12 protein-coding genes are annotated in these 15,562 nt (G+C 33.9%); 7 read left to right on the top strand and 5 right to left on the bottom strand.

The window, feature by feature from the left end; genetic code table 11:
- Positions 1-34: 34 nt before the first annotated feature.
- The gene (locus N3Z16_RS08500; RefSeq protein WP_282486162.1) at positions 35-913 is read right to left on the bottom strand and encodes a DUF1189 family protein; all 879 of its coding nucleotides are present in this window, start codon (positions 911-913) and stop codon (positions 35-37) included.
- Positions 914-976: 63 nt separating this feature from the next.
- Here N3Z16_RS08500 and tkt point away from each other — a divergent pair, with 63 nt between their 5' ends.
- Complete coding sequence (tkt, locus tag N3Z16_RS08505) at positions 977-2,965, top strand: transketolase (RefSeq protein WP_282486163.1); 1,989 nt, start codon at positions 977-979, stop codon at positions 2,963-2,965.
- Between the two features lie 489 nt (positions 2,966-3,454).
- On the opposite strand, the gene N3Z16_RS08510 is transcribed toward tkt, so the two are convergent.
- The 4 genes from N3Z16_RS08510 to N3Z16_RS08525 form a co-directional block, all read right to left on the bottom strand.
- Entirely contained in the window at positions 3,455-4,411 is a 957-nt protein-coding gene (locus N3Z16_RS08510) for a peptidoglycan recognition protein family protein (protein WP_282486164.1), read from the bottom strand.
- A 292-nt stretch (positions 4,412-4,703) separates the two neighbouring features.
- On the bottom strand, positions 4,704-5,549 hold the full coding sequence (locus tag N3Z16_RS08515) for a hypothetical protein (RefSeq protein WP_282486165.1): 846 nt from the start codon (positions 5,547-5,549) through the stop codon (positions 4,704-4,706).
- Positions 5,550-5,637: 88 nt separating this feature from the next.
- On the bottom strand, positions 5,638-7,461 hold the full coding sequence (locus tag N3Z16_RS08520) for a heme lyase CcmF/NrfE family subunit (protein WP_282486166.1): 1,824 nt from the start codon (positions 7,459-7,461) through the stop codon (positions 5,638-5,640).
- A 22-nt stretch (positions 7,462-7,483) separates the two neighbouring features.
- Positions 7,484-8,755, bottom strand: coding sequence for an HlyC/CorC family transporter (locus tag N3Z16_RS08525; RefSeq protein ID WP_223938430.1), 1,272 nt, complete (start codon positions 8,753-8,755; stop codon positions 7,484-7,486).
- A 203-nt stretch (positions 8,756-8,958) separates the two neighbouring features.
- Between N3Z16_RS08525 and thyX the strand changes: the two genes are divergently transcribed.
- The 6 genes from thyX to N3Z16_RS08555 all read left to right on the top strand — a co-directional run bounded on the left by thyX (position 8,959) and on the right by N3Z16_RS08555 (position 15,490).
- Positions 8,959-9,843: an FAD-dependent thymidylate synthase gene (gene thyX / locus N3Z16_RS08530; RefSeq protein WP_223938437.1), complete on the top strand. Its 885-nt coding sequence runs from the start codon at positions 8,959-8,961 to the stop codon at positions 9,841-9,843.
- Positions 9,844-10,005: 162 nt separating this feature from the next.
- On the top strand, positions 10,006-11,436 hold the full coding sequence (murC, locus tag N3Z16_RS08535) for a UDP-N-acetylmuramate--L-alanine ligase (RefSeq protein ID WP_282486168.1): 1,431 nt from the start codon (positions 10,006-10,008) through the stop codon (positions 11,434-11,436).
- 4 nt (positions 11,437-11,440) lie between these two features.
- Positions 11,441-12,328 (top strand): UDP-N-acetylmuramate dehydrogenase, encoded by an 888-nt coding sequence (gene murB / locus N3Z16_RS08540; RefSeq protein WP_282486170.1) that lies wholly within the window; start codon positions 11,441-11,443, stop codon positions 12,326-12,328.
- A gap of 120 nt (positions 12,329-12,448) precedes the next feature.
- Entirely contained in the window at positions 12,449-13,618 is a 1,170-nt protein-coding gene (locus N3Z16_RS08545) for an ELM1/GtrOC1 family putative glycosyltransferase (RefSeq protein ID WP_282486171.1), read from the top strand.
- Between the two features lies 1 nt (position 13,619).
- On the top strand, positions 13,620-14,678 hold the full coding sequence (locus tag N3Z16_RS08550; RefSeq protein WP_282486172.1) for a D-alanine--D-alanine ligase: 1,059 nt from the start codon (positions 13,620-13,622) through the stop codon (positions 14,676-14,678).
- A complete protein-coding gene (locus N3Z16_RS08555) occupies positions 14,678-15,490 on the top strand; it encodes a cell division protein FtsQ/DivIB (protein ID WP_282486173.1) in 813 nt (270 codons plus the stop codon). The genes N3Z16_RS08550 and N3Z16_RS08555 overlap by 1 nt, the downstream gene beginning before the upstream one ends.
- Positions 15,491-15,562 lie beyond the last annotated feature (72 nt).

The following is a 15,562-nucleotide window of genomic DNA, read 5'->3' on the forward strand; positions in this document are numbered from 1 at the left end:
TAAAGAGTGTGGAATATTATGTTATTGGTAAGGGCTAGTTATTTTTAAAAAAATTGTGATTGGTAAATTTTAAGATACCAAGAATCATTAGTAAATTTGCCCAAATTTGGATTATCCATATAAAATTACCGTAAGTAGGGGCTACAAGCAGAGTAATAGGTTGTAAGAGAACAAATGCTCCACTAGCAAACATTACAAGTCTGGCGCAAATTTTCATAGAAAACTTTATGGACATAAAATGTGCAAGTAAATATATTATTACTATAATAAAGCTTTTTTCAAAGAAAGTGTTGAGAAAAATAAGCAATCCAATAAGTGGAAATACTCCATAAATAACAACTTTTGGAGCTGCGCTGAAAAATTTTTCTAGTAAAGCTCTAGTTGTTGCTTGAGTAATAACTTGTTCTTCATTGCCAAATATTTGCTTATAATCAACCTGAAAATTATTTACATTATTTTTTTGTGTATCACCAAAGGAGAACAAGATTTTTCTACTTGTTAGTAAAATAGGTATTTTAGCTTTATTTGAGGCTGGTATTTTGTTATCTGGATCTATGGCGACTATGGGCCGGTTATATATATTATTTATGTATATTGGCTCAGACTGTTCAAGAGAGATTTTTGTTCCGTCATATTTTAGCTCAGGAAATTGAGATAATATATGATCTAAGTTAACAACGGCTTGGGATATGATACCGTAGGAAAAATACTGTCTTATATTATCTATGTAATGTAGCATATATATACTACACAATAACGAAGAAGCAAAAGAAAGAGTTAGGATATATTTTACCCCGTAACCGTTATAAGATGAAATAACCCTTTGATAAAAGCTGACGGAAGAGATAGATAACCATAATTGAAGAAATATCGTGTTAAACCAGTGAGGAACTTTCGAGAATATGGTTGTCATATTAAATATTTTATTTTAGAATTGCACCCGATTTAGCTTATTCGAGGTTACGTAATTAATATAATGAAGTTAGAGAAAAATCAAAAGTTACTTTTACAAGAACTTAGTAACTGTATAAGAATTCTAACAGCTGATGCTATAGAGACCGCAAAATCAGGTCATCCGGGTATGCCTCTTGGTATGGCAGATGTTATGACTGTACTTGCTTTTAAATTTTTAAAATTTAATCCAGGTCAGCCAAAGTGGTTTAATCGTGATAGGCTAGTGCTATCTGCCGGACATGGCTCAATGCTTCTATATGCTTTTTATTATCTTGCCGGATTTAAAGATTTCTCATTAAATGAAATAAAAACCCTTCGGTCTTTTGGCTCAAAAGCTGCCGGCCATCCTGAAAGCCACTTATATGAAGCTATTGAAACTACCACCGGGCCTCTTGGTCAGGGATTTGCAACTTCTGTTGGCATGGCAATAGCGCAGAAGAAATATCAAGCCCACCTTGGACAAAATATTTGCAACTATAAGGTATATTCTATAGTCGGAGATGGTTGCCTAATGGAAGGCGTATCCTATGAAGCGGCATCTTTAGCAGGGCATTTAAAGTTGGATAATTTGATAGTGATTTTTGATGATAACGGCATCTCTATTGACGGCAGTACAAGTCTTACGGTATCTGAAGACCATTTAACTAAGTTTAAGGCTTTTGGATTTGAAGCTGAGTCAATAAACGGTCATGATTTTGATCAAATAACTGAAGCTCTCAACAGGGCAAATGCATCTAACAAGCCATATTTTATTGCCTGTAAAACTATTATAGCTAAAGGAACTAATTTAAAAGCTGGAAGCGAAAAATCTCACGGTTCTCCTCTTGGCAGTAGCGAAATTGAATATTTAAAAAATAGTATTTCTTTTAATAATACACCATTCGAAATTGAAGATCGCTTGTTTAATGTTTGGCAAGAAGCAGGTAAAAGAAATGAAGAACTTTTTGATAAGTGGCAGCAAGCATTTGCCAAGTTAAGTCCTAAAGAGAAAGAATATCTGGGGGAGGGAGGTACGGTTAATTATCAATCACTTAATTTAGAAAGTTTTGGGATTAACAACCAGATGGAAGCAACTAGAGTGTCATCTGGTAAAATTCTACAGGAACTAGTTAAGCATAATGATAAAATTATTTGTGGCTCAGCCGATCTGTCGCTTTCTAACAACGTTTTTGGAGTAAATAATAAAGCTATAAATGCCCAGGATTTTTCTGGTAACTTTATCCATTACGGCGTTCGTGAACACGCTATGGCAGCGATTATGAATGGCCTAGCACTTTCAGGGTTGTTACCGATAGTTGGTACTTTTTTCGTTTTTTCGGATTATATGAGGCCTGCAATTAGACTGGCGTCGATTATGAGAACTAAAGTCATATATATAATGACTCATGATTCAATAGGTGTCGGGGAAGATGGCCCGACGCATCAACCGATAGAACATCTTGCATCTTTTAGAGCTATGCCAAATATAAAAGTCTTTCGGCCTGCGGATTTTGTGGAGACTTTTGAATGTTATATCGAAGCTTTGCATTATGATGGCCCTTCAATACTAGCGCTTTCACGGCAAAATCTAAAACAGCTGAGCTTAAGTTCCAAGCGACAAAATAACTTATGCGCACTTGGTGCATATGTTATTTCAGAAGCTAAAGACAATAAAAATATCAGTATAGTTATTTTTGCTTCTGGTTCAGAAGTATCAATTGGCCTTGAGGCTAAGGAAATATTAGAAAAATCTTATGGTAAATCAGTAAGAGTTGTATCTGTTCCTTGTTTTGAAAATTTAAACCAAAGAGGGCAAGGATATTTAAAGGAACTTGTTTCTGATGCAAAGCTAAAAGTGGCTATTGAAGCTGGATCGAGCTTAGGATGGCATAAAATTATTGGTTTAGATGGAATGTTCTTTGGTATGGATCAGTTTGGCCTTTCGGCTTCTGCAGAAGTCTTATACAATCATTTTGGTTTAGCCCCAGAAAAAATAGTAAAGAGCATTATCACCCACCCATATTTTAAATGATTATTGGGAGGGGAAAGCCCTAAATTTAGGTTGTTTCCGTTTGGCAACTCTTCCTTAAAACTCCTGAACCTCTATAATTTCTCCGCTAAAGCTTACTTCTATAAGTAATTTCACTAAAAACTAATTGTTTATTGAAACCCTTTATTTGCGTAACCGTATAGAATAATTATACACAGTTTATGGAACATCAGTCTAAGGTTTATAAAGTAGTACCTGCTATACTAATACTGCTATTGAGTACTCTTTTTTATCCTCTATCCTTGGAAACTTACCTAATATGGTATTCCTTGATAGAGTTAAAATTTAAATATTTTTTAATAAGTAATATCTTTACCTATAACGCTGATATTATTAGTATAATTTTAGAGCGTTATTAGAAAATTATCGCTACTAATGCACTCTATGTAAAAGTCACTTTTTATTTCCTAATATTATTAGCTTTCCAGCTATATTGGGGAAATCGCTAAAAAAGACAGAGGTAAGCTATCTTTACGATAACAGATCCGCTACTTCTCCCATAGTATCTAGTGTATTATTAGTAATCTCAATCATAAAAGGATGGTGATCATCATATGATTCATATAATCTTATATCTTCCAATGTCGCTACCACAGATTTATTCATATAATGGTTTTTAAATGCTTTTACACAATTTTTTGTCTGTAAGTCATATATACCTTCATTTGATCTATCCTTAGCGAAAACATTGTAACCAAGTTCCGCAAGAATTTCCTGTACATGTTTGACTTCAATAGGGTCAATTGAATCACTCTTTAAACCAGATATTATTTTCTGAGAATCAGGTTGATATTGTATAGTAGGGTACACGCCAAAATTATGTTCTATTTCCTCAAATTTTTCTCCAGCATGCGCTGCTATTTCCCAGTCAAAGTAAGGGTTAGGATCGCATTTTCTACTTGAATCCCAGTCTGCGTGTCCTAGTAGAAATTTAGTATTTATACTAGGGAATGTTGTTACCAGCTCTTCCATTAGTAAAAAGTTAGAATACATTTGCTCTTTTGGAAAAATGCTGTAACCATCATTGACATTTTCAATACCAATTGACCAACTATTTATATCATTTATGGGTACAGATCCGCTTGGGTTAAATTTACTTCCGGTAGTAAAATATCCTACTCCCCCGTGGTAAGCTCTATAAGCTGGATTTACCATACACTCTATATTTCCTATTTGATCAATTACATAATGCGCAGACCCCCAATTCCACATATCGTCCCCTTTATTTGCAGTAAATAAGTTAACTGTCCTCTCAAAATCTGCGACCGTATGATGCTGAATTATATAAACAGGGTAACCGCCGTTTTTCCTAGCGTTAAATTTATTACATACCTTGCTTTCAACTGGATCATCTTCATAACCAGATATATGAAAATCAGAATCAACGTCTACCCTCTCTGTTCTCATGAATTGATAAGATATTTTCATAAAACCTCCTTCTAGATATATTATATTAGTAATTCCAAATATGACTTACATCTCAGTAAATTCAAGGAATAAAAAAATTGTTTTTCTCAGGAATTAGTAGCACAACGGGCTAGGTGCAGTCAATTATAATTAACGTGAACATTATAATATTCACGTTAATTATAATTGTTCCTATTTTTAAAAGCTATTAAAAAACCTTGAATGTTTATCTGAGAGTTAACTGGCAAAAGTTAGATAATTTAATAGTACCAGTAAAGTCAAATCTTACCCTTTTAAAGTTTTAAGCCCTTTCTTACAATTCGTGAGATTCAATAGTTTCCCCACTAAAACTTACTTCTTTAGTAATTTTACTAGAAATTAATTCACTGAAAATTGTCGGTGTGCTGATTACACTGCTACTGGCGCAAGAAATGACGCTTTCACAAGAAGTGGAGCTTAAGCTGCATGTAGATGATTTAATTATACTAGTCCCTTCTTCTGCTGTTTCTTCTTCTTGCTCAGTGGATGATAATTCTCTAAATCGTTCTTTTGATTCTTCTTTTTCTTTTAAGGGGTTTTTGTCTATATCGATAACTTTAATAGAAGGCAAAGTTAAAACTTGTTTATATAATCCTCCAATTATTTTTGCGGCTTCCTCTTCGCTACCAAACTTTTTTGCTCCAGGGTTACTTAATAATTCAAATAGTGTTTTATCATGTACTGGTAGGATTACTTCATATTTATCACTTAGTTTACCTTGAAAAATCCAAGAAATAACATGGAAAGCGCAAACTATTGCTATACAAGGTAATTTTTCTTTCTCTACATAATTGAACACAGATTCATCATGTTCTTTGGGGATGATTTTTGTAAAATCGCTTAAACTTGTAGGAATTAAACTTTCTGCAGTGTTATTGGAACTCTTTATTGTAGTGATCCTATCGTCGATACCAAATATTTTTACTCCTTCTTTTTCTAATTCGAGAGTAGTTTTGGATAATTCGTCGTACAAATCATATTCACTGGCTGACCCATCGCTTACTGCTCCTTCTGATAACACTCGTATTTTGTTATTTTCTTTATATTGTTTTAGAATATAATCTTTTATATATTCATTTTGTAGACGGTCACTAGGTATATTGCATATTAATGTTTTCATAACCATACCTTAAAAAATTACTTATATATTAATAAGTTTACTATTAATTAAGTTTTTAGCGAAGTATTTTTATTTTAAGGATAGGTAGTTATTTTACCTTAGTTATATAAATAACAAAACTACCAGCTATTAGGAATAGTGATAACCAGATAAACCAAATCATAGGTTTATAATATATAATAGCGTGGATGGTATTACCGTTCACCTTGCTTAAACTAGCAAGCATATCGTGTGTCAGGTATGAGTAAATATCAGATTCTTGTGAAAGAGTATTTTCAATTTTGTATAATCTATTTTCTGGTTTTAAGATGACCACGTTACCGTTGTTATCTTGAACTGAGAATTCAGCTGTCTGTCTATAATAGACTTCTGTATTGCTAAATCTTATATTATCCAATTTTACTAAAAAGAATTCATCAGAAACAGACTCACCAGTTTTACCGATAAATTCAATTTCTTTTGAAAAAAGAACGTTAATGCTTATAGAAAAAGCTAATAAGCCTAGGCTCAAATGGCCAATTATTAGTGACAATTTTCTCGGCGTTAAAGATTTCTGGAAGTAGTTACTTTCAATTAGAAATAAATTTGTCATTTGAATCATTAACAAGGTAGAAGCAAATATTATGGCTGTGCTAATGATACCAGGTTTAGGTATATAATGGAAAATTACTAAGGTAATGAGAAAAGGAATTAGTAAATGAATTAGTTTTCGAGAAAAACTTTGATGGTTATTAAGGTAAGGAATTATGGCAGCAATTAGCATTAAAGGTATAAAAATCGGAATAAATATCTGATGAAAATATTCTGGGTCAATGGCTACGTTATTTTCATAAAAAAATGATTGATAGATAGGATATATAACGGCAATAAATAAAGATAAAAGGGCGGTTATCCATAAAATATTTCCCACCATTATAGCCTTATCACGTATCGTTAATACAGAAGCCACATTATCTTTACTACCTGTATGATTTTCTTTCTTTCTTACTATAAAAGCAGCAAAGGCTAGGAAAGTTAAAATGCTACAGATCACAAAGAGGTAGAAACCACGCTCCCGGGAGAATGCAAAGCTGTGAACAGAAGTAATTATTCCGCTTCTTACAAAAAAAAGACCGTATAAAGTAAGCAAGAACGCTACAAAGGAAGTTATTACGCTCCAGTAAAAAAATTTTCTTGATTTATTAGTAACTAGCAAGAAGTGATGTAAGCTAATCCCTGCAATCCAAGGCATTAGGGATATATTTTCTACAGGATCAAAAAACCAATAGCCTCCCCAGCCAAGTTCCCTATATGCCCACCATGCTCCAAGACCTATACCAGCTGTAAGCATAATAAGTGCAAACCCTGAAAGACGTAAACTATCTTTTATCAAGGTTGTTCTCTCTTTTGGTATTAAAAGTAGTAATATTGCGTTTACATAAAGAGTTACGTAAGATACGTAACCCATATATAGTAACGGGGGATGGATGGAAAGAGCTTTATCCTGTAATACAGGGTTTAACCCAAGTCCTTGTTCTGGGGCAAATTTAAAATTATCAAAAGGATTTGAAGTATAGTATATAAAAAATAAGAATAATATTTGAATAAAAGCTAAAATTGTTATTTGGGCATTTCGAGTGTTGCCTTGGTAATTGACTACTTTTATGTACAGGGAGCTAATAAAACTGAGCATGCTTACATAAAGTAACATCGATCCTTCATGACTTGCCCAGCTACCAGCTATTTTATATATTAATGGTTTAATGGTACTTGAATTCAGAAAAACATTTTTAACTGAAAAATCAGAAGTTATAAAAGCCAGGATTAGCAAAAGAAAAGCAGTAATTACAGCTAAGCTACTTATCCAAAAAATATAAGCTTTAATAGAACGCTTAGTAAAAATGGCTAAGATTGAGGTTGCTATAGAAAACACCAACAAACAATCGCCAGTAAGACTAATCACTATTTTCGTCCTTGTCTGGGTGAACTAAAATACTTAAAGATTTTATGCGATTTTGTGTTTTCTTTTTAACGACTATTTTTAGATTGTCGATGGTAATGAATTCTCCTTGATTCGGTATTCTTTTCATTTCATTGATTACAAAACCTGCAATTGTTGTAGCTTCCGTTTCCGGTAAATCCCACCCTAGCTCTCGGTTAACATCTCGAATCGATACTGACCCGTCAATAATATATTCATTTTCAGAGCTTTTTATAATCTTGTTATGGGTATAATCATGTTCATCATATATCTGACCAAAAACTTCTTCTATTACATCTTCCATAGTAATAATTCCCTGCAAGTCTCCATATTCGTCAACTACGCAGGCCAAATGGCTTTGTCCTTCTTTGAAAAGCTGTAGCTGCTGGACTACTAGAGCATTATCCGGTACGAATATTGGGGTTTTAAGCAATGATCGTACGTTAATGTCTTTTATATTAATTTTTGCGCCGTGTATTTTACGGACAAGATCTTTTATATGCAATATACCTATAATATTATCTGGCGTTTTTTCCCAGATGGGAATCCTTGTGTGGTTTGAGGCAAGGGCTGCTTTAAGCAACTTTTCATTAGGTGTATCGATATTAATAGCAAAAACTTTACTTCTGTGAATCATAATATCAGCGGTAACCATATTCCTTATATCAAGGATACCCCCAAGCATGTCTCTATCATCTTTAACTACATTTCCCTCGTGCATGTGATGTTCGATAACACCACGTACTTCATCTTCAACGGAGACTTCCTGCTGTAAATTGATCCGGAATATAAAGCAAAATATTTTTACTACATATGCAAGTAAGACATTTAGTGGTTTAAATAATTTTAGAAGTATAACGGTTGCCGGAGCTGTAAAAAGTGCTATTTTTTCGGGCTTGGCAACAGCTATGGCTTTTGGTACTACTTCTGAAAAAACAATAATTACAAATGACATTACTATCGATGCAACAATTGTGCCTATATCATCTCCAAGTAGATCGATGAACAAACTGGTTGCTATTGTTGTGCATAAAGTATTAGACAGACTGTTACCAATTAGTAGTGTGCTAATTACTCTATCTTTTATTTTTATGATTTTCAGAACTGTAACAGCCCTTTTGTTGCCATCTGATTTTAGTTTATGTAGTTTTCCTGGAGCAGCAGCCGTTATAGAAGTCTCGCCTGCTGCCATCATAGCACCAAAAGCAAGCAACCCTATTATTAGGGATATAATAAGAAAAACCATTTATGTTTATTTATTAAAAAAATCATTTACTAGAATCTAATTTAATTGATAATATCTCACTTTGACAAGGAATTTCTATAAAATGAGCCATTAAATTATCTGGTTACAAGTGGAACAAGCTGTTAGTAAACCAATTAACGTAGCGTAAACATTATAAGGTATAAAATATGTCTGATCAAGCTGAACTAAACGAAGTGTTACAAATCAAGAATACTACAAAAAGAGCAACTGTACCGGCTCTAGAGGAAATACTGTATAAACCGATAAAAGTACTTGATCATGGATTCGTAAGAGTAATTGATTATATGGGCGATGATAGTGCGGTAGTTCAGGCAGCAAGGGTTTCTTATGGTAGAGGCACAAAAAAAAGCTTACAAGATAAGGGGTTAATAAATTATCTAATGAGACACCGTCATACTACTCCGTTTGAGATGTGCGATATAAAATTTCATATTAAATTACCCATTTTTATTGCAAGACAGTGGATTCGTCATCGAACTGCCAGTGTTAATGAATATTCTGCTAGATATTCAATACTTAGTAATGAATTTTATTTACCCGATAGAGAGAATCTTACGCCTCAATCTTCTACGAATAAGCAAGGTAGGAGCAGTGAGGCTTTACCAGAAGATATAGCTTTAAGGGTTCTTTCTACAATTAAAGAAGATTCCCTTAGATGTTACAAGAATTATGTCGCTATGATGAATCAAGATGAGGAGGGGAATATAATTGATGAAGATAACGTCGGTATTACAAGGGAGTTAGCACGAATAAATTTAACCCTCAATCATTATACAGAGTGGTATTGGAAAATTAATTTACATAATTTACTTCATTTTCTGGCTTTACGTGCCGATAGCCACGCTCAATATGAAATTAGAGTTTATGCAGAAGTAATGCTTGATATAGTAAAAGCTTGGGTTCCTTTCGTTTATGAAGCGTTCATTGAGCATCGAAAAAATGGAGCAAATATATCGAAAACGGGGTTAGAAATAGTTCGTAAAATGGTTAAGGGTGAGAAAGTGGATCAAGAGTCTAGTGGAGTTAGCAAAAGGGAGTGGGATGAGTTAATGACAATATTGAGTTAGCTATAATTTTTTTAAGCATAATATAAGTATTTTTTATAATACTTAAAACTGTATAGCCATACTTAAGGTGCAGACTCAAGGGGCAATTATCTGCCTAATGGTTCTTGCTTTTGAGTAGCTACCTAAGTAGAATGACGGCAATTTATAATTTATTGAAATAAAATGTTATTGTTAGAGACAAAAAAAAATAATGGAACTCTTGAAATTATCCATTTTATTGGGATTGGAGGAATAGGAATGAGCGGTATTGCCGAGATTATGTATAATCTTGGTTATAAAGTTCAGGGGTCTGATTTATCTGCCAGTAATAATACTAAAAGACTTACAGATATGGGAGTTCAAGTTTTTATCGGGCATGATGCAAGTAATATAACAAATGTGTCTTATGTAGTAGTTTCCTCGGCTATCAATAATAATAACCCTGAAATAAAAGAAGCTATAGAGAAAAAGATTCCGGTAATTAAAAGGGCAGAAATGCTAGCTGAGCTTATGAGGCTTAAATGTTCCATTGCTGTTTCTGGTTCGCACGGGAAAACCACTACCACTTCGCTGATCGCCTGTATGTTTGAGTCATCAGGCCTTGCCCCTACAGTTATAAACGGTGGTATTATTAATCGGAGAAAGACTAATGCTTATATTGGCAAAAGTGACTATCTAATTGCCGAAGCTGATGAATCAGATGCAACTTTTATCAAAATTCCCTCTACTATTGCGGTAATAACCAATATCGATCCTGAGCATATGGATTTCTATAAGGATTTTACAAATTTGGTTTCTGCGTTTAAGAGTTTTATTACTAACCTACCATTTTATGGTTTTGCCGTTTTGTGCATCGACCATCCTGTTGTAAGGGAAATATCTAATCATGTTACAGAAAGGCGGATAATTACTTACGGTATTGAGTCACAAAATGCTAATATTAGAGCCTATAATATTAAATCAGATATTTCTTCATCTAGTTTTGATGTAGAGATAAACTTACCAAATGTAGCAGGAACTACAACCATAGAGCAGGTTTCAATACCTACTCCTGGTAAACATAATGTGCTTAATTCTCTTGCGGCCATTGCTATTGGTGTAGAACTTGATTTTGGTATTAAGGCTATTAAAAATGGATTTAAGCATTTTTCAGGCGTTAAGAGGCGTTTTACCAAAGTTTGTGAATATAATGGAGCAGAAATTATAGATGATTATGCTCATCATCCGGTAGAGATAAAAGCTACCCTTGCTACTGCCAAATCTATCGCAGAAAAAAGAAAAAGCAGGGTTATTGCTATTTTCCAGCCTCATAGGTATTCGAGAGTTAAAGATTTATTTCATGATTTTACAACATGCTTTTCAGATAGTGATAAATTATACATATTAGATATTTATGGTGCAGGAGAGATGCCGATTGATGGTATAACTTCAAGGGATTTGATAAACGAAATGGTAAAATTAGGTGCAAGACCAGAATTTATAACCAGTCACGAGGATATTTCAGAAATCATTAGGTCTGAGGCTCATAGTGGCGATCTGATAGTTATGATGGGTGCTGGTAGTATTTCTTCGTGGGCCTGGCAATTACCTGATAAATTTGCTAATAATAGTTAGTTTTATGAATTTTCAGGGTATCCGAGGGGTATTTAAGCAGAATTATAATCTGAAACACCTAACCTGGCTTAAAGTAGGGGGGAGTGCCGATATATTTTTTAAGCCGGAAGATATAGAGGATCTAAAAACTTTTTTAAAAGAGAATAATAACAGGTTTCCCATTACCGTTATTGGTGCTGGGTCAAATTTAATTATCAGAGATAAAGGAATAGAGGGAGTTGTGATAAAACTGGGAAGAAATTTTACAGATATACAATTTGTTGATAATAATTTTATTGCTGCAGGTGCTGGATGTTTGAATTCCAGTTTAGCTAAATTTTGTTTAGTTAATGCCATTACCGGGTTCGAGTTTCTTATTGGTATTCCGGGGACAGTAGGAGGAGGCGTGGCGATGAACGCCGGTTCTTATGGCTGTGAATTTAAAGATATAGTTGCTTCTGTGGAAGTATTAGATAAAGAAGGTAATTTAGTAATACTAGATATAGATCAGATCGGTTTTTCCTACAGAGCTAATTCCTTACCAAAAGATTTGATTTTTACTAGGGTTTTTTTTAAGGCAAAAAACAAGGAAGATATAAACAAAATAAAACAGAAAATGGATGAGATAAGTGCTATTAGGAGTTCTTCGCAACCAGTTAGTGAAAAAACAGGCGGCAGTACTTTTGCTAATCCAGAGGGTTTTAGGGCATGGGAACTGATAGATAAAGCTGGATTACGTAAGACAAGAGTAGGGGGTGCATGTATGTCAGAAATGCACTGTAACTTCATGATTAATGATAATAACGCTACTGCTACTGATATGGAAAATTTAGGCGAATTAATAAGGCAAAAGGTTAAGGAAAACAGCGGTATAGAATTGCAATGGGAAATTAAAAGGATAGGGAAGCTATAAAAAACCTCAATGCCCAAGTATGGTTTGGCTGGATTTTTTTCTTGTCCCTTAAATTATTATTAGTATAGTAAGGGAGGTAAAGAAATAAATACTAAACTATTCAAATTGGACATTCCTAAAATGGCTAAATATATAAGATCCAAAACCTATACTATATTAATGATACTTATAATTAGTATCAATTTTATTGAGATATCGCATGCCGGAGAAATAATTTCTATTATTAATCCGGATAATATGGGGGATGCCAATCAAATACGCGGGGTGATGGGACAAATAAAGGCAATTAGCTCTTCTGAATGGGTTACCAAAGAGGTAAACTATCAAGAACTTGATAAGATTTCTCAAAGCTTTAAATGTTCAGATAAAGATAAAATTATTGCTATCTCATCAGGGGTTTATGGAATTGATGCTCTTAGAAGTATAGAGAAATTTAACGGGTGTAAACTTTTAAAAGTTCATGTTTCTCATCAAATTTTAAATGATTATGAGAAGCTTTTACTTACTAAAACCAACCCAGAAGGGGTCGATATAATTGCTTTACCTAAACATGCAGTAACAGAAAATTTACGGAAAAAAGTTCAGCATTCTGGAACAAAATTGGTGGAAACAGTAGGCGTATGTCATAATTTAACTAAGGAAGAAGTAATTGATGAGTTTAAAAAACACTCTTTTTCATTTCCTGTAGTTAAAAAATATCTTGTCGTGATTTTAGGAGGAGATGTACAGATGCCTGATGGAAAGGAATGGAAACAGTATCAAGTAAACGAAGCAGAAAAATTAAGTGAGTTGGTTTTAGCAAGGACTCAGGAGAAAAATTTATATATTATTGTACTTAATGGCCCGCGTACCGGAAAGCATAATGTGGATGGAACGATTAATGAGAAAGCTCATAAAGGTGAGATAGACCATGTAACCCAGACGTTCATTACATCTGTTAGAGCTAAAACAGAAAATGTTAAGTTGTTCGATTTTCAAATTGGTATCCCAAGTTTATATAAAGCTGCTTTAGGTGGGGCGGTATTAAAAGAGGGAAGTGAAATTTGGATTCCAGGAGAGAGTACTTCCATGGTATCAGAGGCCGTGGATATAATAGATAATGTTGTAGTTTATGATCATAGTGCAATGAATCAAACTCATAGGCTTCATATTGATAGCGAATTTTCTGCAGGACGCGTTAAAAGATTGCAACCAAATGGTTTAATAATTTCTCCAGCTTTAGGAAATAAAACAAATACTGGAAATAGTGCGGCTGCTTGTGTAGCACGAGAAACTATAAAAGCTTTATAATATGTCTAACGGAAATTTTAAAACTGTATATAAGGAAAAATCACTTATTGTTGAACTTGATTCGCTGCGTGAATTAACGGATATGAAATTAATTGATTTTGTTAATTTTCAAGGTAAACCTATAGAAGGCTTCGTATCGGGAAGGAATAAAATAAAAAAGCACGTAGTAGTAATTGGCGGCGGGATGTCCGCTGAACGGGAAGTTTCATATATGTCCTCCAATGGTATTGTCAGGTCAATTATTGAACTTGGTCATCATGTAACCTTTGTAGATATGGGAGCAGATATTGCCGTAGTATTGTTAAACTTGAAACCTGATGTTGTTTATAATGCTCTGCACGGTACTTACGGAGAAGACGGTTGCCTGCCAGGGCTTCTTAATATAATGCATATTCCTTATACCGGCCCGGGAGTTCTGGCTTCAGCGATTGCTTTAAATAAAAGGAAGTCGTGCGAAATTTTTCGATCTACCGGAATTAACATACCGAAAAGTAAACTTATCAAGAAATCAGATGGTTATACCAAAGACCCTATAAAACGTCCTTATGTTATAAAACCTCTTTCCCAAGGGTCAAGTGTTGGAGTTCAAGTTATATTTCCTGAAGATATTTTTTCCTTTGGTGATTATGATTTTCCATATGGCGATGAAATCCTAGTAGAAGAATATATAAAAGGTAGGGAAATGCAAGTGGCAGTGCTAAACGGTAGGGCAATAGGCATCCTTGAAATAAAACTATTGAAGAATAAACGTTTCTACGATTATGAAACAAAATATACTGAAGGTTTTTCTGAACATCTTCTTCCTGCTCCGGTATCGTCGGAAATATATAATAACATGAAAGCCATGGCTGAAAAGGCTTGTATTGCCCTTGATTGTGTTACCGGCATGATAAGGGTTGAGATGATATACTCCTCAGAAAAAAATGCATTATATATGTTAGAGGTTAACACTCACCCTGGTATGACACCATTATCTATTTGTCCAGAAATTGCTACTTTAGAAAATATGTCTTATAAGGATCTTGTTAAGGAAATACTCGAGGAAGCAAGATTTGAATAATGGCCAAAAAAAGTAAAAATACCAAGGCAACAATAAGCATTAAAAGGCGGTTAAGTCTATATTATTTGCGTTTTATCACTCTAATAAAAATTGGAATATTATTGACCTTCGCGCTTCTTTTCTTTACCGATTTGTTAAATAAGCCGAAACAAAAGTTACTTAGGCTTTTTGTTGATAAAACCGCTGAAGTGGGATTAGTTTTTAAGCATTTGGTTATTGTAGGGCCAGTCAATATAACTGAAGAAGAGATTATAGAAGCAATAGGTGGGGACTATGGCATACCGATATATTCATTAAATATAGATGATATTCGAAAAAGAATTGAGGATAACCCTTGGATAAAAATAGCCTTAGTGGAGAGAAAGTTACCGGACACGTTGTCTGTAACGATTACTGAGCGAACGCCAATTGCTATTTGGCAATTTAAGCAAAAATTATATTTAATTGATGAAGAAGGTAATCGAATAAGCTCAAAAAATGTAGAAAAATTTGGGGATTTAATACACGTTGTGGGTCAGGATGCAAATGTCTATGCTCGTAGTCTTTGTGAAGATTTAGAGAAGCATCCTTCTTTAGCAAAAAAAGTTGTTTCTGCTGTACGTTATGGTCAAAGAAGATGGGATCTAAATCTAGAACAGAAAATAAACGTTAAAATGCCGGAAAAGGGTTTCCAAGAGGCTTATGATTATCTAAATTCATTAAACAAAGAAGGCAAGCTGTTTGATCAAAATTATAAGGTAATTAACTTAAAAGATCCAAGTAAGTATTATATGGAAAAACACAAGATAAGCCACCTATCGGTGGCAGCTTAAAAGAAGATACTCTTGACCGATAAATATTTATGGAGGATTATAATACTGGTATTTGATTTGTTTTAACTTGAG

Source organism: Candidatus Megaera polyxenophila (assembly GCF_029982035.1).
In the GTDB taxonomy this organism is placed as follows: domain Bacteria; phylum Pseudomonadota; class Alphaproteobacteria; order Rickettsiales; family Rickettsiaceae; genus Megaera; species Megaera polyxenophila.

Coding starts and splice junctions, on each gene's coding strand:
- N3Z16_RS08500 (WP_282486162.1), bottom strand. CDS start 913: ATGACAACCATATTCTCGAAAGTTCCTCACTGGTTTAACACGATATTT.
- tkt (WP_282486163.1), top strand. CDS start 977: ATGAAGTTAGAGAAAAATCAAAAGTTACTTTTACAAGAACTTAGTAAC.
- N3Z16_RS08510 (WP_282486164.1), bottom strand. CDS start 4,411: ATGAAAATATCTTATCAATTCATGAGAACAGAGAGGGTAGACGTTGAT.
- N3Z16_RS08515 (WP_282486165.1), bottom strand. CDS start 5,549: ATGAAAACATTAATATGCAATATACCTAGTGACCGTCTACAAAATGAA.
- N3Z16_RS08525 (WP_223938430.1), bottom strand. CDS start 8,755: ATGGTTTTTCTTATTATATCCCTAATAATAGGGTTGCTTGCTTTTGGT.
- murC (WP_282486168.1), top strand. CDS start 10,006: ATGTTATTGTTAGAGACAAAAAAAAATAATGGAACTCTTGAAATTATC.
- murB (WP_282486170.1), top strand. CDS start 11,441: ATGAATTTTCAGGGTATCCGAGGGGTATTTAAGCAGAATTATAATCTG.
- N3Z16_RS08545 (WP_282486171.1), top strand. CDS start 12,449: ATGGCTAAATATATAAGATCCAAAACCTATACTATATTAATGATACTT.
- N3Z16_RS08550 (WP_282486172.1), top strand. CDS start 13,620: ATGTCTAACGGAAATTTTAAAACTGTATATAAGGAAAAATCACTTATT.
- N3Z16_RS08555 (WP_282486173.1), top strand. CDS start 14,678: ATGGCCAAAAAAAGTAAAAATACCAAGGCAACAATAAGCATTAAAAGG.